Annotated in this window: 13 protein-coding genes; 10 read left to right on the top strand and 3 right to left on the bottom strand. The window is 69.3% G+C overall.

Annotated elements, in window-relative coordinates:
• Position 1 precedes the first annotated feature (1 nt).
• The 8 genes from carB to ABZ345_RS38085 all read left to right on the top strand — a co-directional run bounded on the left by carB (position 2) and on the right by ABZ345_RS38085 (position 11,291).
• The gene (carB, locus tag ABZ345_RS38120; RefSeq protein WP_359859701.1) at positions 2-3,304 is read left to right on the top strand and encodes a carbamoyl-phosphate synthase large subunit; all 3,303 of its coding nucleotides are present in this window, start codon (positions 2-4) and stop codon (positions 3,302-3,304) included.
• Positions 3,301-4,113 (top strand): orotidine-5'-phosphate decarboxylase, encoded by an 813-nt coding sequence (gene pyrF / locus ABZ345_RS38115; protein ID WP_359859699.1) that lies wholly within the window; start codon positions 3,301-3,303, stop codon positions 4,111-4,113. Before carB ends, pyrF begins: the two co-directional genes overlap by 4 nt.
• A gap of 295 nt (positions 4,114-4,408) precedes the next feature.
• Positions 4,409-4,726, top strand: coding sequence for an integration host factor, actinobacterial type (gene mihF / locus ABZ345_RS38110; RefSeq protein WP_030471603.1), 318 nt, complete (start codon positions 4,409-4,411; stop codon positions 4,724-4,726).
• Positions 4,723-5,319 carry a guanylate kinase gene (gene gmk / locus ABZ345_RS38105; protein ID WP_359859697.1) on the top strand — a complete coding sequence of 199 codons (597 nt, stop codon included), beginning with the start codon at positions 4,723-4,725 and terminating at the stop codon, positions 5,317-5,319. The genes mihF and gmk overlap by 4 nt, the downstream gene beginning before the upstream one ends.
• Before the next feature lie 3 nt (positions 5,320-5,322).
• Positions 5,323-5,601, top strand: a complete 279-nt coding sequence (gene rpoZ, locus ABZ345_RS38100; protein ID WP_045313812.1) for a DNA-directed RNA polymerase subunit omega — start codon at positions 5,323-5,325, stop codon at positions 5,599-5,601.
• A gap of 218 nt (positions 5,602-5,819) precedes the next feature.
• Positions 5,820-7,073 carry a bifunctional phosphopantothenoylcysteine decarboxylase/phosphopantothenate--cysteine ligase CoaBC gene (gene coaBC / locus ABZ345_RS38095; protein ID WP_359859694.1) on the top strand — a complete coding sequence of 418 codons (1,254 nt, stop codon included), beginning with the start codon at positions 5,820-5,822 and terminating at the stop codon, positions 7,071-7,073.
• Between the two features lie 38 nt (positions 7,074-7,111).
• The gene (gene metK, locus ABZ345_RS38090; RefSeq protein ID WP_359859693.1) at positions 7,112-8,314 is read left to right on the top strand and encodes a methionine adenosyltransferase; all 1,203 of its coding nucleotides are present in this window, start codon (positions 7,112-7,114) and stop codon (positions 8,312-8,314) included.
• 61 nt (positions 8,315-8,375) lie between these two features.
• Positions 8,376-11,291 (top strand): hypothetical protein, encoded by a 2,916-nt coding sequence (locus ABZ345_RS38085; protein ID WP_359859691.1) that lies wholly within the window; start codon positions 8,376-8,378, stop codon positions 11,289-11,291.
• Here ABZ345_RS38085 and ABZ345_RS38080 read toward each other — a convergent pair.
• The 3 genes from ABZ345_RS38080 to ABZ345_RS38070 form a co-directional block, all read right to left on the bottom strand.
• On the bottom strand, positions 11,281-11,763 hold the full coding sequence (locus tag ABZ345_RS38080; protein ID WP_359859689.1) for a hypothetical protein: 483 nt from the start codon (positions 11,761-11,763) through the stop codon (positions 11,281-11,283). The genes ABZ345_RS38085 and ABZ345_RS38080 overlap by 11 nt on opposite strands.
• Positions 11,764-11,828: 65 nt before the next feature.
• Positions 11,829-14,354, bottom strand: a complete 2,526-nt coding sequence (locus ABZ345_RS38075; RefSeq protein WP_359859687.1) for a BTAD domain-containing putative transcriptional regulator — start codon at positions 14,352-14,354, stop codon at positions 11,829-11,831.
• A gap of 37 nt (positions 14,355-14,391) precedes the next feature.
• Positions 14,392-15,135 (bottom strand): hypothetical protein, encoded by a 744-nt coding sequence (locus tag ABZ345_RS38070; protein ID WP_359859685.1) that lies wholly within the window; start codon positions 15,133-15,135, stop codon positions 14,392-14,394.
• A gap of 135 nt (positions 15,136-15,270) precedes the next feature.
• Between ABZ345_RS38070 and ABZ345_RS38065 the strand changes: the two genes are divergently transcribed.
• Positions 15,271-16,599, top strand: coding sequence for a S8 family peptidase (locus tag ABZ345_RS38065; protein ID WP_359859683.1), 1,329 nt, complete (start codon positions 15,271-15,273; stop codon positions 16,597-16,599).
• 92 nt (positions 16,600-16,691) lie between these two features.
• A complete protein-coding gene (locus ABZ345_RS38060) occupies positions 16,692-18,638 on the top strand; it encodes a phosphocholine-specific phospholipase C (RefSeq protein ID WP_359859681.1) in 1,947 nt (648 codons plus the stop codon).
• Positions 18,639-18,697: the final 59 nt, after the last annotated feature.

The raw sequence follows: 18,697 nt of genomic DNA, 5'->3' as shown, positions 1-18,697 counted from the left end.
CATGCCCAAGCGCGAAGATTTGAAGCACATCCTGGTCATCGGCTCCGGCCCGATCGTGATCGGTCAGGCGTGCGAGTTCGACTACTCCGGTACGCAGGCGTGCCGGGTGCTGCGGGAGGAGGGCATCAGGGTCAGCCTGGTGAACTCGAACCCGGCGACGATCATGACGGACCCGGAGTTCGCGGACGCCACCTACATCGAGCCGATCACGGCCGAGTTCGTGGAGAAGGTGATCGCGCAGGAACGTCCGGACGCGATCCTGGCGACGCTGGGCGGGCAGACCGCGCTCAACACCGCGATCGCGCTGCACGAGCGTGGGGTGCTGGAGAAGTACAACGTCGAGTTGATCGGCGCGGACATCGACGCGATCCAGCGTGGTGAGGACCGGCAGATCTTCAAGGATCTGGTGCGCCGTATCGGCGCGGAGGTTCCGCGTTCGGCGGTGTGCACGACGATGGACGAGGTCCGCAAGACCGTCGCCGACCTCGGTCTGCCGGTGGTGATCCGGCCGTCGTTCACCATGGGCGGCCTGGGTTCCGGTATGGCCTACACGCCCGAGGACCTGGAGCGCCTCGCCGCGATCGGCCTGGAGGAGTCGCCGGTCACGGAGGTGTTGATCGAGGAGAGTGTGCTCGGGTGGAAGGAGTACGAGCTCGAGCTGATGCGTGACCGCAACGACAACGTGGTCGTGATCTGTTCGATCGAGAACATCGACCCGATGGGCGTGCACACGGGTGACTCGGTGACGGTGGCGCCGGCGATGACGCTGACCGACCGCGAGTACCAGCACATGCGCGACGTCGGTATCGACGTGATCCGCGAGGTCGGCGTCGACACCGGTGGTTGCAACATCCAGTTCGCGATCCAGCCCGAGACCGGCCGCATGGTCGTCATCGAGATGAACCCGCGGGTGTCGCGTTCGTCCGCGCTGGCGTCGAAGGCAACGGGTTTCCCGATCGCCAAGATCGCCGCGAAGCTCGCCATCGGCTACACGCTCGACGAGATCACCAACGACATCACGGGGGAGACCCCGGCGTCGTTCGAGCCGACTCTCGACTACGTGGTGGTGAAGGCGCCTCGGTTCGCGTTCGAGAAGTTCCCCGGCGCGGACCCGACGCTGACGACCACGATGAAGTCGGTCGGCGAGGCCATGTCGATCGGCCGGAACTTCGTTGAAGCACTCGGTAAGGCGCTGCGTTCGCTGGAAACGAAATCGGTCGGTTTCTGGACTCAGCCCGACCCCGAGGGCGTTACGCTCGAGTCGACGCTGAAGCAGCTGGAACGCGGACACGACGGCCGCCTCTACACAGTCGAGCGTGCACTTCGACTGGGTGCGACCCTTGAGGACGTCCACCGTGCCTCGGGGATCGACCCGTGGTTCATCGAGCAGATCGCCTGGCTCGGCACGTTGCGTCAAGAGCTGCTGGACGCTCCGGTGCTCGACGAGCTGTTGCTGCGCAAGGCGAAGCGCGCCGGCCTGTCGGACCGGCAGATCTCCGTGCTGCGGCCGGAGCTGGCCGGTGAGGACGGCGTGCGCATCCTGCGGCACCGCCTCGGCGTGCGGCCGGTCTACAAGACCGTCGACACCTGCGCGGCGGAGTTCAAGTCCGAGACCCCGTACCACTACTCGGCCTACGAACTCGACCCGAACGCCGAGTCCGAGGTGGCCGAGCAGCGGGACAAACCGAAGGTGCTGATCCTGGGGTCCGGGCCGAACCGGATCGGGCAGGGCATCGAGTTCGACTACTCCTGCGTGCACGCGGCGATGGCGTTGCGCGAGGCCGGGTACGAGACGGTCATGGTCAACTGCAACCCGGAGACGGTATCGACCGACTACGACACTTCCGATCGCCTCTACTTCGAACCGCTCACGTTCGAGGACGTCCTGGAGGTCGTGCACTCCGAGCAGCAGTCGGGCACCGTCGCCGGCGTGATCGTCCAGCTGGGCGGGCAGACGCCGCTGGGCCTGGCGCAGCGCCTGTCCAACGCCGGCGTACCGGTGGTGGGCACCACCCCGGAGGCGATCCACCTGGCGGAGGACCGCGGCCAGTTCGGCAAGGTGCTCACCGAGGCCGGCCTGCCCGCGCCCAAGTTCGGCACCGCCACCTCGTTCAGCGAGGCCAAGGAGATCGCCGACGAGATCGGCTACCCCGTCCTCGTCCGACCCTCCTACGTGCTCGGCGGCCGGGGTATGGAGATCGTGTACGACGAGGAGTCGCTGTCGGGCTACATCGCCCGCGCGACCGAGGTGACCCCGGAGCATCCGGTGCTGGTCGACCGGTTCCTCGACGACGCCATCGAAATCGACGTTGACGCCCTGTGCGACGGCGACGAAGTCTTCATCGGCGGCGTCATGGAACACATCGAAGAGGCGGGTGTCCACTCGGGCGACTCGTCGTGCGCACTGCCACCCATCACGTTGGGCGCGTCGGACATCGAGAACGTCCGGCGTTCCACCGAGGCCATCGCCAAGGGCATCGGCGTGAAGGGGCTCCTGAACGTCCAGTACGCGCTCAAGGACGACGTGCTCTACGTCCTGGAGGCGAACCCGCGTGCGTCGCGCACGGTGCCGTTCGTGTCCAAGGCGACGGCTGTCTCCATGGCGAAGGCGGCGTCCCGGGTCATGCTCGGCGCCACGATCGCGGAGCTGCGGGCCGAGGGTCTGCTGCCCGCCACCGGTGACGGCGCCCGGCTGCCCGAGCACGCGCCGGTCGCGGTGAAGGAAGCGGTCATGCAGTTCCACCGCTTCCGCACGCCCGAAGGCCACGGCGTGGACTCCTTGCTGGGCCCGGAGATGAAGTCCACCGGCGAGGTCATGGGCATCGACTCGTCGTTCGGCAAGGCGTTCGCGAAGTCGCAGACGGCGTCCTACGGCTCGCTGCCGACGTCGGGCAAGGTGTTCGTGTCGTTCGCGAACCGCGACAAGCGCGCGATGATCTTCCCGGTCAAGCGCCTCGCGGACCTCGGCTTCCAGATCCTCGCGACGTCCGGTACGGCAGAGGTGCTGAAGCGCAACGGGATCGCGTGCACCGAGGTGCGCAAGCACTTCGAGGGCGAGGGCAACGTCGTCGACATGATCCTGGCCGGCGAGATCGACATGATCTTCAACACGCCGTACGGCAACAGCGGCCCGCGCATCGACGGTTACGAGATCCGCACCGCCGCTGTGGCGAAGGACATCCCTTGCGTCACCACGATCCAGGGCGCTGCCGCGGCCGTGCACGGCATCGAGGCGCTCATCCGCGGTGACATCGGGGTCCAGCCGCTGCAGGCGCTCCAGGCCGCTCTCAGGGAGGGCTCGTGACGTTCGGCGACAAGCTCGCGAAAGCCGTTGAGGCGCACGGACCTCTGTGCGTGGGGATCGACCCGCATCCCTCGCTGCTGGACGCCTGGGGCCTCTCCCGGACCGCCGAGGGGCTCGAACGGTTCGCTCTGACGGCCGTGGAGGCGTTCGGCGGCAAGGTGTCGATGGTGAAGCCGCAGGCGGCGTTCTTCGAGGCCTACGGGTCGCGTGGCGTCGCCGTCCTCGAACGGGTGATCTCCGAGCTGCGCGACTCCGGCACGCTGGTGCTGGTGGACGCCAAGCGCGGCGACATCGGCTCGACCATGGCCGCGTACGCCGAGGCGTACCTGGGCGAGGGGTCGCCGCTGGCAGGAGACGCGGTGACGGTGTCGCCGTTCCTCGGCTTCGGGTCGCTGCAGCCCGCGCTGGACACCGCCCGTGCGAACGGCCGCGGCGTCTTCGTGCTGGCGCTGACGTCCAACCCGGAGGGTGCCGAGGTCCAGCGGTCGGTTGCTCCGGACGGGCGAACCGTGGCGCAGACGATCATAGATTTCGCCGCCGCTCGGAATTCCGGCATTTCTCCGTGCGGCGATGTTGGTCTCGTCGTGGGTGCCACGATCGGTGAAACGGACGTGGACCTCGCAGGGTTCAACGGACCCATCCTGGCGCCCGGTTTCGGAGCTCAGGGAGGCTCCGCGGCTGATCTAAAACGGCTCTTCGGGCCCGACATGCGCAACGTTTTCCCGACTTCTTCACGAGATGTTCTCAGGCATGGTCCGGACGTATCGTCGCTGGTCAGGGCCGTGCGGAGCGTTCAGGAGAGCCTCTAGGGCGACGGCGCGCCACGACTTTTGGGTGTGGCGCGCTCACCAGGGGAAACATGTGTTGGTAGGGTCCACGCCACCGGCTGCCCCGCTGGTCACCGGCCTCATAGCACACGTAACGTGGGCGACGAGTTGCCGGAGGCAGTGATCAGGCCGCCGGAGGGTGTTGGTACTACTACCACCCGCCGCATCACTCAAGGCCGCTGAAGATTTACCTGACTGGGTCACGTTGTCCCCAGGCAATTGCGGCTTGTACGGTCGCGGCACCGATCCGAAAAGAATCCACACCACGGAGGAAATCGTGGCTCTTCCCCAGCTTACCGAGGAGCAGCGAGCCGCAGCGCTGGAGAAGGCTGCTGCCGCTCGTCGCGCTCGGGCTGAGCTCAAGGAGCGCCTCAAGCGCGGCGGCACGACCCTGACGGACGTGCTCAAGGCCGCCGAGAGCGACGAGGTCCTGGGCAAGATGAAGGTGTCCGCGCTGCTCGAGGCCCTCCCGGGCGTCGGCAAGGTTCGCGCGCAGCAGATCATGGAGCGCCTCGAGATCGCTCCCAGCCGTCGCCTGCGCGGTCTTGGTGACCGTCAGCGCAAGGCCCTGCTCTCCGAGTTCAGCGGAGAGTGATTGGCACCGAGGCGGGGGCGGGTTCTGCCCGCCCCCGCCTCACCGTCTTGTCCGGGCCGTCAGGCGTGGGTAAATCCAGCGTCCTGGCGGAGCTGCGCAGCCAGCAACCCGATATCTACTTCTCCGTCTCGGCGACCACCAGGAAGCCGAGGCCGGGCGAGGTCGACGGAGTGCACTACCACTTCGTCGACCGCGAGAAGTTCCAGCAGATGATCGACGCCGGTGAGTTCCTCGAACACGCGGAGTTCGCCGGCAACTGCTACGGAACTCCCCGCAAGCCAGTCGAGGAAGCTCTTTCCGCAGGTCAGCCCGCACTCCTTGAGATCGAACTGCAGGGAGCGCGGCAGGTCCGCGTGGCAATGCCGGACGCCCAGCTCGTCATGCTGGCGCCCCCGTCGTGGGAACACCTGGTGGACCGGCTGACCGGCCGGGGCACCGAGCACTCGGAGGTCGTCGAGCGCCGCCTCGCCATCGCCCGCGAGGAACTGGCGGCCGAGAAGGAGTTCGACGAGGTCGTCGTGAACGCCGATGTGCGGGCGGCCGCAGCCGAGTTGCTATCCTTGATGGTCGGACCACGAATTTCAGGAGATTGACGAGTGATCACCCACACCGAGCTCGGTCACCTGACCGGTTCCCCGGAGGGCATCACCAACCCGCCGATCGACGACCTGCTTGAGCAGGTGAGCTCGAAGTACGCGTTGGTGATCTACGCAGCGAAGCGTGCCCGCCAGATCAACGACTACTACGCGCAGCTCGGCGAGGGCCTGCTCGAGTACGTCGGCCCGCTCGTCGAGCCGGGCCCGCGTGAGAAGCCCCTCTCGATTGCGCTCCGTGAGATCCACGCTGGTCTCCTCGAGCACACCGAGGGCGAGTAAGGGGTTAGGACTTGGGGGGCGTGTGTCTGCGGAAAGCGCAGACCAACACGCCTAACCCCGTGTCTTGTGGGGGCCGAGCCCCCACGCCCCACGCCGGGGGCAGGCCCCCGGACCCCCATCAGGGTCCTCCTCGTGGAGGCGCGGTCCTCAGGCCAGGTGCGCGGGGTTCCTCCTCGTGAGAGGCGGGCCTTGGCTGGTCATTCCTCACAGGAGAACCTTTGACTTCCGCTTCGCATGGTGGCGATGCCCCCGTTAAGCCCAGGATCATCCTGGGCGTTGGCGGGGGCATCGCCGCGTACAAGGCCTGTGAGGTCCTGCGGCGGTTCACCGAGTCCGGCCACTCCGTGCGGGTCATCCCCACCGAGGGCGCGCTCAAGTTCGTTGGCGCCGCCACGTTCGAGGCGCTGTCCGGCCAGGTCGTGACGGCTGACCCGTTCGACGACGTGCACGAGGTCCCGCACGTCAAGCTCGGGCAGAACGCCGACCTCGTCGTGGTGGCCCCGGCGACGGCGAACATCATCGCGAAGGCCGCGCACGGTCTCGCGGACGACCTGCTGACGAACACTCTTCTGACCGCGCGCTGCCCCGTCCTGCTGGTCCCGGCCATGCACACCGAGATGTGGGAGCACCCGGCCACCCAGCACAACGTCGCGTTGCTGCGCAGCCGCGGTGTCATCGTGGCCGAGCCCGCGAGTGGCCGCCTGACCGGCAAGGACACCGGCAAGGGCCGCCTGCCCGACCCCGCCGAGATCGTCGAGCTCGCCCGGTTGCTGCTGGTGCGTCGCGACGCTCTGCAGCGGACACTGGAAGGCGTGCACGTCGCGATCTCCGCCGGCGGTACGCGCGAACCCCTCGACCCGGTCCGGTTCATCGGAAACCGCTCGTCCGGCAAGCAGGGCTATGCACTGGCGCGGGTCGCGGCCCAGCGTGGTGCCAGGGTGACGCTGGTCGCGGGCAACACCGCGGACCTCTCGACTCCCGCTGGAGTCGACCTGATCCGGGTCGGTTCCGCGGTCGAGCTGCGCGAGGTCATGCACAAGGTGGCGGCGGACGCGGACGTGGTCGTGATGGCCGCCGCGGTGGCCGACTTCCGGCCCACATCGCTCACCGGGCACAAGATCAAGAAGACTTCCGCGGACCCCGACCCGATCACGCTGACCAAGAACCCCGACATCCTCGTGGAGCTCGTTTCCGCACGTCGGGAGGGTCAGCTGATCGTCGGGTTCGCGGCGGAGACGGGCGACGACACGACCTCGGTGCTCGACTACGGCCGGGCGAAGCTCCAGCGCAAGGGCTGCGATCTCCTCGTGGTGAACGCGGTCGGCGACGGCAAGGCGTTCGAACAGGACGACAACGCCGGCTGGCTGCTCTCCGCCGACGGCGCCGAGACGCCTATACCACATGGATCGAAAGCGCAACTGGCGTCCGTGGTGTGGGACGCAGTTACCGCCCGTTCCACTGATTCTCAGTAAGCTTTTCGGGACGTCATGACAGCGAATAAGGAGTGTCCGTGAGCCAGCACAGCAGCAGGCTGTTCACCAGTGAGTCGGTGACCGAGGGACACCCGGACAAGATCTGCGACGCGATCAGCGACTCGATCCTCGACGCGCTGCTGGCGAAGGACCCCCGGTCCCGCGTCGCGGTCGAGACGCTGGTCACCACGGGGCAGGTTCACGTCGCGGGTGAGGTCACCACGGAGGCCTACGCCGACATCCCCACGATCGTCCGCGAGAAGATCCTGGAGATCGGCTACGACTCGTCGCAGAAGGGCTTCGACGGCAACTCGTGCGGCGTGAACGTCGCCATCGGCGCGCAGTCCCCGGACATCGCGCAGGGCGTCGACACCGCGTTCGAGAACCGGGTCGAGGGCGCTGCCGACGAGATCGACAAGCAGGGCGCCGGCGACCAGGGCCTGATGTTCGGGTACGCGTGCACCGACACCCCCGAACTGATGCCGCTGCCGATCGCGCTCGCGCACCGGCTGTCCCGCCGCCTGTCCGCGGTCCGCAAGGACGGCACCGTTCCGTACCTGCGCCCGGACGGCAAGACCCAGGTCACCATCGAGTACGCGGGCGACCAGCCCGTGCGCCTCGACACGGTCGTCATCTCGACGCAGCACGCCGACGGCATCGACCTCGAGAAGCTCCTCGGCGTCGACCTCCGCCAGCACGTGGTGCAGCCCGAGATCGACGCGCTGAGCCTCGACACCACCGACGTGCGCCTGCTGACCAACCCGACCGGCCGCTTCGTCATCGGTGGCCCCATGGGTGACGCGGGCCTGACCGGCCGCAAGATCATCGTCGACACCTACGGCGGCATGGCCCGTCACGGTGGCGGCGCGTTCTCCGGCAAGGACCCGTCGAAGGTCGACCGCTCCGCCGCGTACGCCATGCGCTGGGTCGCCAAGAACACCGTCGCGGCGGGCCTCGCCTCCCGCGTCGAGGTTCAGGTCGCCTACGCGATCGGCAAGGCAGCGCCGGTGGGTCTGTTCGTCGAGACCTTCGGCACCGAGACCGTGGACCCGCAGAAGATCCAGCAGGCCATCACCGAGGTGTTCGACCTCCGACCCGCCGCGATCATCCGCGACCTCGACCTCCTGCGCCCGATCTACGCCCCGACCGCCGCGTACGGCCACTTCGGCCGCACCGACGTCGACCTGCCGTGGGAGTCGACGGACCGCGCCGAGGCCCTGCGCAACGCCGCCGGCGCCTGATCGTCACGCTCGACCGGCCCGCTTCCCTTCGAAGGGAGGCGGGCCGTTTCGCGTATTTCGGGTGTCCCGCCGGTCTCCGCTCTGCGTGGCGGACAACACGACTGGACTGCACGCGGTACCGCGGCCGCTCGACGTCGAGCTGCCCCGCCTGCGCCTCGTCGACCTTCTGCGCCGGCGCTGGTCCTGCCCGGTCACGCTGGTCGTCGCCGGTCCCGGCTTCGGCAAGACCACCGCGCTGGCGCAGGCGGTCCGCTCGAACCTCCTCGACCCGCGCGGCATCGACGCCTGGGTGAGCTGCGGTCCCGGCCACGAGGACGCGAGCAGGCTGGCCGCCGCGATCCTGGACGCCCTGGCCGCACCCGCCTGCCCCGAACCTGGGGCGCGCGAAGTGCTGGCGGCGTTGCGAAAACGAGCCCCGCTCGACGTCTGCCTGCTGCTCGACGACACCCACGAGATCCCCGGCGACTCACCCGGCGCCCAGCTGCTCGGCACCGTCGCACGCGCTCTGCCCGAGACCGCCCATCTCGTGCTGTCAGGCCGATGCGCACCACCCCTTCCACTGGCACGAAGACAGGCAGCGGGCGAGGTGGCCGCCATCGGCACCACCGACCTGGCCTTCACCGACGCGGAAACGGCCGCGCTGGCCCGGCGGTTCGGCCGCGAGCTCACCGAGGACCTCAACGGCTGGCCGGCGCTCATCCGGCTGTCCCTCACCGCCGGACCCGCCGCGTCGTGGCGTTACGCGGCAGAAGAGGTGCTCCACGGACTCGCCGAGCCGGTGCGCGCAGCGTTGGCCGCGTTGGTGACGCTCGGGTGTGCGACAGAAGAAGAAGCCAGCACTGTCGCCGGGGCTCCCGCACGGCTGGAGCACCTCGCACGGTCGGTTCCCCTGGTCAACCGCCTCGACGACGGGAGATACCGCGCTCACGACCTGTGGGCGGGACTGGTGCCCACAGACCACCTGCGCGCCAGAGCGGTCGCGGTGCTGGCGGCGCGGGGCGAGCTGGCCGGAGCGGGACGGGTGGCGTGCCGGGCGGGGGACTGGGGCCTGCTCGCGACCCTCGCGGTCGCGCTCGTGCGGACCACGTTGTCCGTGCTGCCCTGCGCGACGGCCCAGCGGTGGCTCAGCGAGGTACCGGCCTGTCACGCGGACGAACCGGCGTTCCTGTTGCTCAGGGCCGCGGTGACACACGCGCGGGACTTCACCGATCCGTCCATCGACCGCCTGGTCGACCGCGCCTGCGAGGGGATGCTCGACGCCGGTGACCACGACGGGGCGGCGGTGGTGCTCGGCCAGGCCGTGATCACCGCGCACTCCAGGGGAGATCTCGTCCGGCTCGCCGAGGTCGCGTCGCGGGCGCACGGGCTCGACGCGTCCTCGCCCGTCCTGCGGCTGCTCAAGCACAGCTCCGCCGCAGTCGTTGCCGAGCTCGGTGGAGATCCGGAAGCGGCACTCGTCCACCTCGCTCAGGCACCTGCGAACGAGGTGCCCAAGGCACTTGCCGTGTCCACGACCCGGTTCCACGTGCATTGCCTGGCCATGTGCGGGCGCGGACAGGAAGCGGCCGAACTCGCCGAACGCATGCTGGACGACGACCTCGCCCGCCGTCACATCGCGACGGCGCGCTGGTTCGACGGTGAACCCGTTCAGTTCCCACTGGAGTGCGCGGACAACACGGCTCGTGACGAGTTCGTGGAGCGCGCTGTGCACACCGTCGTCGCCGCGTCGTTCGGTGACGGCACGACCGAGCTGCCTGCAGCGCAGGACAATCCACGCGATGCGGTGCTGGCGTGTGCGTCGCACGCCGCGGTGGCCGTCACGCGCGGAGAGGAAGAACTCGCTCGCGACGTCTACAAACAGCATCTGGCCCGGTGGCCGCTGGAGGTGAAGGTCGCCGAACGGCACCTGCGCCGGTTCCTCGCGCTGGGGTACGTGCTGAGCGACGAGCTGAGAGAACGGTGGGACAACACCGATCTGGGTCCGTCGCACCGCAGGGCACGAGCGGCGGGACGTGCTCTCGTCCGAGCAAGGCTCGGGGACCTCCGCACTGACCTGCCGCCGGAACACGCGCTCTGCTTCCTGCCGCTGCCGTGGTCGGCCGAGCTGGCCGTCAGGCTGGCGGCGGCGGGCGGGACGAAGCTGGGCAGCTGGCTGGCGGAACGTGTCGGCCCTGTCGTGCACCGCCGGTTCCGGGAGCTCGCGCGTGACCCGGAGCTGGCCGCCGGTGCCGCCCGGCTGCTCGCCACCGTGCCCACACCACCGGACCATCCGCTCGGCATCGAGGTCATCGGGCCGATGCGCGTGACCCGCAACGGCGTCGTGGTGCAGGCGCCGGAACTGCGGCGCGCACGGGTCCGTCAACTGCTCGGCCTGCTGGTCCTGCGTCCGGTGCTGGGCCGCGAGCAGGCGATGGACCTGCTGTGGCCCGAGCTCGGCCCCGCGAGTGCCGCGAGGAACCTGCGGGTGACCATGACCCACCTCCGGCGGTTGCTCGAACCGGACCGCGCCGGCGGTGAGGCCAGCTACTGCCTGCGCAGCGACGGCGACACGATCCGCTTGGTGCGCGGCGGGATGCTGGCCGTGGACCTGTGGTCGTTCCACGAGCTGGCCGACGCGGACCTGCTCAGCGACGCGGTGGCGTTGTGGCGGGGTGAGCCGCTGCCGGACCTGGCGGACGTGTGCGCCGCCGAGATCGCCGGAGTGCGGGCGCGGCACGTGCACAACCTGCTGGCGCTGGGCGAACTGCGGCTCGTCAGCGCGGATCCGGCCGAGGCGTGGCGGCTGGCCGACCGCGCGCTGGCGCTGGAACCGTTCGAGCCTCGCGGTCACCGGCTGGCGCTCGCCGCCGCACTGCGCGCACGGAATCCACAAAGGACGGTGGAGGCCCGTGCGCGCGTGCTGGACTCGTTGCGGCAGCTCGGGGTGAGACCCGATCGTGCCACGGAGATCCTGCTGCGGCAGTCGGTCAGCAGCTGACCTGGACCTCGGTGGACGCTGGGCAGAAGTCGAAGCCCGCCTCACCGTCGCCCGCGTCGAAGTTCAGGTCGCCCGACAGCAGGTCCATCCCGTTGCCGCCGCGCATCCTGTCGTTGCCGGGTTCGCCGTAGACGGTGTCGTGGTCGTTGCCGCCCTGGACCTCGTCGTCGCCCCAGCCCGCGCAGATCAGGTCGTTGCCGTCGCCGCCGTGGAGCTCGTCGTCGTCGCCGAGGCCGAGGATGATGTCGTTGCCGCCCAAGCCCCAGATGACGTCCGGGCCGTTGCTGCCGACGATCACGTCCGGTCCGGGGCCGCCGAAGATCACGCCCGCGCCGACGATGGTCGGCACCGCGTTGTAGCAGTCCGCGATCGTGGGTCTGTTCTGGAACTCGGGCGGAACCTCGTCAGCTGAGGCGACACCGGCGGTGCACAGGCCGATGGCGAGCGCGGCGGCGGTGATTCGCAGTCTCATGGTTGTTCCCCTCATCCGTGTGTTGCCTACGGACAGAAGAGTCACAACCGAGCGTTGCCCGAACGCTAACCGGAGCGGGCCAGGTGCTGTTCCACAGTCGGTACCGGAGCCCCGATTCGGGCTCTGATCGCCGCGGCCTCGGCTCGCAGCTCCCGTTGCCCGGTCGAGTGGGCCAGGGCCTCCAGCACGCTCGCTTCCCGCCAGCGGTCGCCCAGTTCGCGGTGCAGGGTGAGGCTGCGTTGCAGCAACGACCGGGCCGCAGCGGGGTTGCCGGTGCCCTGTTCGACCACGCCGAGCAGGTTGAGCGCCCAGGCGATGCCCTCCTTGAACTCCAGCTCCCCGAACGTGTCCAGCGCTTCGTCGAGGAGTCGGCGGGCCTGGGCGGCGTTGCCCCGGTACCACGCCACGGCGCCCAGGTAGGCGAGCGAGGAGGTGGCGCCGCGGCGATCACCCAGGTCTCGTAGTGATTTCAGTGATGCCTGAAGATCAGCCTCGGCCACGTCGAAGTCCCCGGCCAGCCAGGAGGTGGCTCCGGCCAGCTGGCGGGCGTAGGCGGCGTTCGCGGGGGTCGAGGCGCGGGCGGCCTCCCGGTAGTGGTGCAGGGCGGCGTCGTAGTCACCGCGTTCTCGAGCCACCGAGCCGAGGAGGCGGTGCAGGCGTCCAGCCTGGGACGGGTCGGCTTCCAACCCTTCGCGGGCGTGGCGGACGGCTTCGTCGTAGTCGCATTCGAGCAGCGCCAGGGCTGCTGCCGAGGCCAAGGCCTTGCCGCGCAACGGACCTGAGCCGTGCAGCGCGACGGTCAGCCATCGGCGGCCTTCGCGGTAGTTGCCGGTGCGGTGCCAGTAGCGGTTCAGGGCGACCACCAGGCGGAGGATCTTGTCGGTGTCGCCGGTGGTGGTGAACCAGTCCATGGTGCGTTGCAGGTTGGCGTGTTCGACGCGCAGCTCGTCGAGCAGCGTGCCGGTGGGGTCGGCTTCGGCGCGTTCGGCCAGGCGCAGGAAGAACTCGGCGGCGCGGGCGTGGGCCGAGGAGGGTTGTTCCAGCGCGAAGGCGTGGACGGTTTCCAGCATGGAGAAGCGGGATTCGCCGCCGGCGCGGGAGACGCGGACCAGGGATTTCGAGACGAGGCCGGTCAGGGCGTCGAGGGTGCTGGCCAGGGCGTCGACGAGGTCTGCCGGGAAGCCGCCCGCGCAGACGGCCAGGTCGGCGAAGAGGGTGCGTTCCGAGGACGTCAGGAGGTCGTGGCTGCACGCGATGGCGGCTCGCAGGGGGCCCAGCAGGCCGAACCGGTCCCGTAATCGGCGCACGATCTGGGCCGGGGTCAGGACGGACGTGCGGGCGGCGGCCAGTTCGAGGGCCAGCGGCAGGCCGTCCAGGGCGGCGCAGAGCTGGGCGATCGCCGCGGCGTCCGCGTCGGTGTAGGTGTGGGCGGCGCGGTCCAGGAAGAGCCTGACGGCGTCGTAGGCGGCCAGTTCGGTGAGCGAGCGCGGCACGTCCGGGTCCGGGACGGTCAGTGGCGGGATCGGGTAGACGGTTTCGCCTGGCACGGTGAGAGGTTCGCGGCTGGTGGCGAGCACGCGCAGTCGTGGATGTGCCGAGACGAAGGACGCGCAGCCTGCGCGGAGGCGTTCGCAGTTGTCCAGCAGCACCACCGCGTTTCCGAGGGTGCTGAGCTCTCGGGTGGTGATGGTGAACGCCGCTGCCACGGCGTCCTCGACGGAGGACGCGGAGGTCAGATCGACCACTGTGGACGAGGGCGCCACGTGCTGGGCCAGCCTGGATTTGCCGCAACCGGCCGGTCCGGTGAGGGTGACCAGCCGGGACTTCTCCAGCAGGCGCACGATGTCCTGGGTTTCGCGTTGACGGCCGACCAGACCGGAGCCGGAGCCGGGAGGCGGGCACGCGAGCGCTTCGGACTCGATGGCGCGCAGGGCCGGGCCGGGGTCGACGCCCAGTTCTTCGACCAGGACGTTGCGGGCCCGGCGGACCGTGCTCAGGGCGTCTGCGCGTCGGCCGCCGCGTAGTTGTGCGTCGGCCAGGAGCTCCCAGAAGCGTTCTCTGAGCGGATGGGTGACGACGAGGCGTTCCAGCGAGGCGGCCGCGGTTCCGTAGGCGCCCCGGTTGATCTCCTGTTGTGCCAAGGACTCTTCGGCGCAGAGGCGGGCTTCGTGCAGGCGGGTGATCTCGGCGGACGCCCATTCGAAGACGTCGCAGTCGGCCAGAGGGTCGCCGCGCCACAACGCGAGTGCCGCACGGGATGAGGGGGCGCGCTCGAAGCGGGTGACGTCCACGTGCGATGGATCGGTGCGGAGTGCGTAGCCCGCGCTGGTGGTGACCAGGACGTCCATCAGGCCGATGGCGGACAGTGCGCCACGAACGCGTGCGATGTGGCTGTGGAGCGTGCGCAGGGCCGTGGGTGGAGGCTCGGTGCCCCACAACGCGTCGATCAGGTGCGTTGCGGGGAGCACCGAGGGTGCGCGCAACGCCAGCAGCGCCAGGAGGGAGCGCTGGCGCGTGCCGGCGAGGCGCAGCACGCCGCCTGGCCCGGTGACTTCGAGGGGCCCGAGCAGGCGGACGTCGAAAGGCTCCACGCACCAGCGGAGTTCTCAATCGAGCGCCTGATACATGTCAGGGCAGGCAGAAGTCTCCGGGACCCGCTGTGCACGTGTCCGTGCCGCCGAGCCCGGCCAGGTGGTTGGGCCAGGCGTTGCCGGACAACGTGTCGTCGCCCATGGTGCCGTAGACGTCCTGCACGTTCTTGAGCTGGTCGATCTCGCCCGGCCGGGACGCGGTGCCCGCCGCGAGGTCGATCGTCATGCCCTCGGCGTGGTCGCTGAAGTCCGCCCGGTCGCGCATGTCGGGTTTGGTGCCGTCGATCTTGTCGTTGCCGTAGCCGCCCTGCAGGAAGTTGCCGCCCGTGCCGGTCGACGACTCGTCCAGCACGTCGTCGCCGTCGCCGCCGAACACGCTGTCCGGGCCGTTGCCGCCGTTGAGGGTGTCGTCGCCGTCGCCACCCTGGAGCGTGTCCGCGCCATCGCCGCCGTGCAGCGAGTCGTTGCCGTCGCCACCGTGCTGCTCGGTGGGCACGGCGCTGTCGTAGAGAACCGTGTCGTCGCGGTTGCCCAGGTAGATGACGATCTTCTGGACCTGCGCGCACTGGACGCGTGAGGCCGACAGGCGCGTGCACCCGGTGCCGGCCCGCATCGCGCCGGCATCGCTGATGGTGGTGCCGGAGACGTGGATCCGGCTGGCGCGCGACGGTGCTCCGGTGATGACGAGCCTGTCGGCCTCGACCCGCGCGGTGGTCGCGGGTTCCGGTGCGGCGGCGGTTCCTGAAGCGGCCAGTGCGACTGCCACGACGAGTTGGAGCATCTGGGTTCCCCCCTCGAAGACGTTGTGCACGTGAGTACGCGGGTCCTGTTGTGGACCTGTTGTGGCGGCCGCATCCGGGCCACAACCGCGCCGGTCTCTCCTTCTCTCCGTCAGTACGTCAGGGAAGGGGAAAACATGAGAGCCGGCATCGCAGCCCTGATCGGCGCCGTGATGGCGTTGACGGTGACGCCGTTGACCGCGGCGGCGCAGGACGAGGAGCCAGAGCAGGAGATCATCGTCAAGTTCCGCGAGGGCGCGTCGCGGGGTGACGCGCTGGAGAAGTCGCGCACACGGGCCGTTGCCGAGGCCACGGACGGTGCGGAGGTGTTGGCGTCGCGGGATGCCGCGGAGTCGATCCGGGTGCTGCTGGCACGCGGTGACGTCGAGTACGCCGAGCCGAACATCGTGCTGGAGGCCACGGCCGTGCCGAACGACCCGTTGTGGCCGCAGCAGTGGCACTACTGGGAGGCGGTCGGCGGCATCGGGTTGTCGCCCGCGTGGGACCAGGGGCCGTCCGGGCTGGGCCAGCGGGTGGCGGTGATCGACACCGGCCGGACGCTGCACCCGGACATGACCGCGAACTACGTCGGTGGCTACGACTTCATCAGCAACGCGGGGTACGCCAAGGACGGCAACGGGCGCGACGCGAACCCGATGGACCAGGGCGACTGGCGACTGGCCGGGCAGTGCGGTCCGGGATCGTCGGCGCGGCCGTCGAGCTGGCACGGGCTGCACGTCGCGGGCACCGTGGCCGCGTTGCGCAACAACGCGACCGGTGGCACGGGCGTCGCGCCGTTGGCGAAGGTCGTGCCGGTGCGCGTGCTCGGCACCTGTGGCGGCACTCTGGCGGACATCGCGGCGGGAATCGTGTGGGCGGCTGGTGGCGCTGTCGCGGGCGTTCCGGCGAACCCGAACCCGGCCAAGACGCTGAGTCTGTCGCTCGGCGGCCCGTCGGCGGCGTGCCCGGCGACGTTGCAGAACGCGATCAACACGGCACGCAACGTGCACGGCGCGACCGTCGTCGTCGCGGCGGGCAACGATGCCGCGAACGCCGCCGGGACCACTCCGGCGAACTGCGTCGGCGTGATCACCGTGGGTGCCACCGACCGGCAGGCCAACCGCGCCTCGTACTCGAACTTCGGCGCCTCGGTCGAGATCTGCGCGCCGGGTGGTGAGACGTCACCTGTGGTGGCCAACGGGGTGCTGTCGACCATGAATGCCGGCGCGACGGTGCCGGCCGGGTCGATCTACAAGCACTACCAGGGCACTTCGATGGCGACTCCGCACGTCTCCGGTGTCGTGGCGCTGATGCAGCACGCGCGGGTGCAGCACGGCAAGGCGCTGCTCACGCCCGCGCAGGTGTTGTTGCACCTGAAGGCAAAGGTGCTGCCCGCTGCCGCTCAGTGCGGCAAGGGGTTGCTGAACGTTCAGGCGAGTGTGGCGGCCGCGATCGCCGCACCCTGACTGTGAGTGTGAACGAGGCCCCGGCTCGTCCGGGGCCTTTGTTCATACGTGGGTCGGTTCCGCGTCACGTGCTGAGACTAGAAACTGCATCCATGTCGCTTTCTCGCCGTGGGTTCATGGCTGCCGTCGCTGCTGCTGGAGCCGGCACGCTGCTGCCGCCGTCGGTGTACGCCGCGTTGGCCCGCGAGCCGCGTGCGGGAGGGTTGCGGGCGATCAAGCATGTCGTGCTGTTGATGCAGGAGAACCGTTCGTTCGACCACTACTACGGGTCGTTGCGGGGCGTGCGCGGGTTCTCGGACCGTAATGCTCTTCGCGGCGTGTTCTCGCAGTCCGGCGTGCTGCCGTTCCCGGTGCGGGAGGCGGCGTCCGGGCGGGACATCCAGTACATCGGCGACCTGGACCACAGCTGGAACGGCGGGCACACGGCGTTGCGCGGCGGGTGGAACGACAACTGGGTGCCGGCCAAGACCGCGGCGACGATGGCGTTCTACACGCGGCAGGACATCCCGTTCCACTACGAACTTGCCGACACCTTCACGCTGTGCGACGCGTACCACTGTTCGGTGCCTTCCTCGACGTCGCCGAACCGGAACTACTGGGTGTCCGGGTACACCGGGTTCGAGCCGACTGGTGGGCGTGCGACCGGGAACGCGGCCTACAACGAGGACAACCACGCCGGGTACGCCTGGAAGACCTATCCCGAGCGCCTCGAAGCGGCCGGGAAGTCGTGGCGGGTGTACCAGGAGTGGGACAACTTCCAGGACAACAACCTGGAGTTCTTCGTGCGGTTCAAGGAGATCGCGCGCAAGGTGCTGCCGGCGGGGTTCAAGTCGCTGGACAAGCTGTACGGCACCGGTGACCCGGCGCTGATCGGTTCTCTCGACCTGTCCTCGCTGACCGCTGCCGAGAAGTCGCTGTACTCGCGGGGACTGCAGCGGGTCCGGCCCGGTGGGCTGGGCGAGGCGTTCCGGGCGGACGTTGCTGCCTGCAGTCTGCCCGCCGTGTCGTACCTGGTCCCGTCCTCTGTGGACTCCGAGCACCCAGGCGCCTCTTCTCCCGCTGCGTCGGCCTCGATCACCTATCAGGTGCTCGATGCGTTGGCTTCTCGTCAGGACGTGTGGGAGTCCACGGTCCTGTTCATCACCTACGACGAGAACGACGGCTTCTACGACCACGTGCCGCCGCCGCGCCCGCCTTTGTCCGTTGCTGACGAGTACGTGGGTGACCGGCCGTTGGGGTTGGGTGCGCGCGTGCCGATGACGGTCGTCTCGCCGTGGTCCGTTGGCGGATACGTGTGTTCGCAGGTGTTCGACCACACGTCGATGACGCAGTTCCTGGAGAAGTGGACCGGGGTGCGGTCGGAAGAGATCTCCGCGTGGCGCCGGACCGTCACCGGCGACCTGACCTCGACGTTCGACTTCGACCGGCGCCGGACGTGGCCCGAGGTAGGGGAGCCCGCGCCGGCGCCGCCCGCGACGCCGCGGTGGCGTCCCGCGCCGCCTTCGTCGCAGAAGATGCCGGAGCAGGAGGCTGGACGGAGACGTGCGCGCGCTCTGCCGTACCAGCCTGACGCGTCGTTGCGCGGGTCGAGGTTGGAGATGACCAACTCCGGGTCTGCGTCCGTGCACTTCGCTCTGTACCCGTACTCGGGGCAGTTCTCCCTGCCGCAGCACTTCGACGTTGCTTCATCTGCTTCCGTTGAGCTCGCTGGTGATCACGACCTCGTGCTGCTCGGCCCGAACGGGTTCCGCCGCGAGTTCGCCGGGTCGTCTTCTGACTGTGCGCGCGTGTCGTCGTCGGTGCGCGGATACAGCCGTGTGCTGACGTTGACCTTCGAGAACACCGGGTCGTCGCGGCTGACGTTCGTGCTGGGTCGTCGTCGCTACGCCGTGCGTCCGGGCCATCGACACGTGATCCCGTGGCTGACCGTCATGAACTCCGGCTGGTACGACCTGACCGTGACGGTGGAGGAGGAGCCCGCGTTCCGGCGCCGGCTGTGCGGTCACATCGAGAACGGCCAGGAGTCGATCTCCGGCTGACTCGTTGTTCTCGTGGCGAGCTTCACCAGTTCGGTGAGGCGCGACGCGTGACTGTCGGA

Origin of the sequence: Lentzea sp. NPDC005914 (assembly GCF_040629405.1) — a bacterium.
Taxonomy (GTDB): Bacteria; Actinomycetota; Actinomycetes; order Mycobacteriales; family Pseudonocardiaceae; genus Lentzea.
This window is presented reverse-complemented; position numbering and strand designations above follow the sequence as displayed.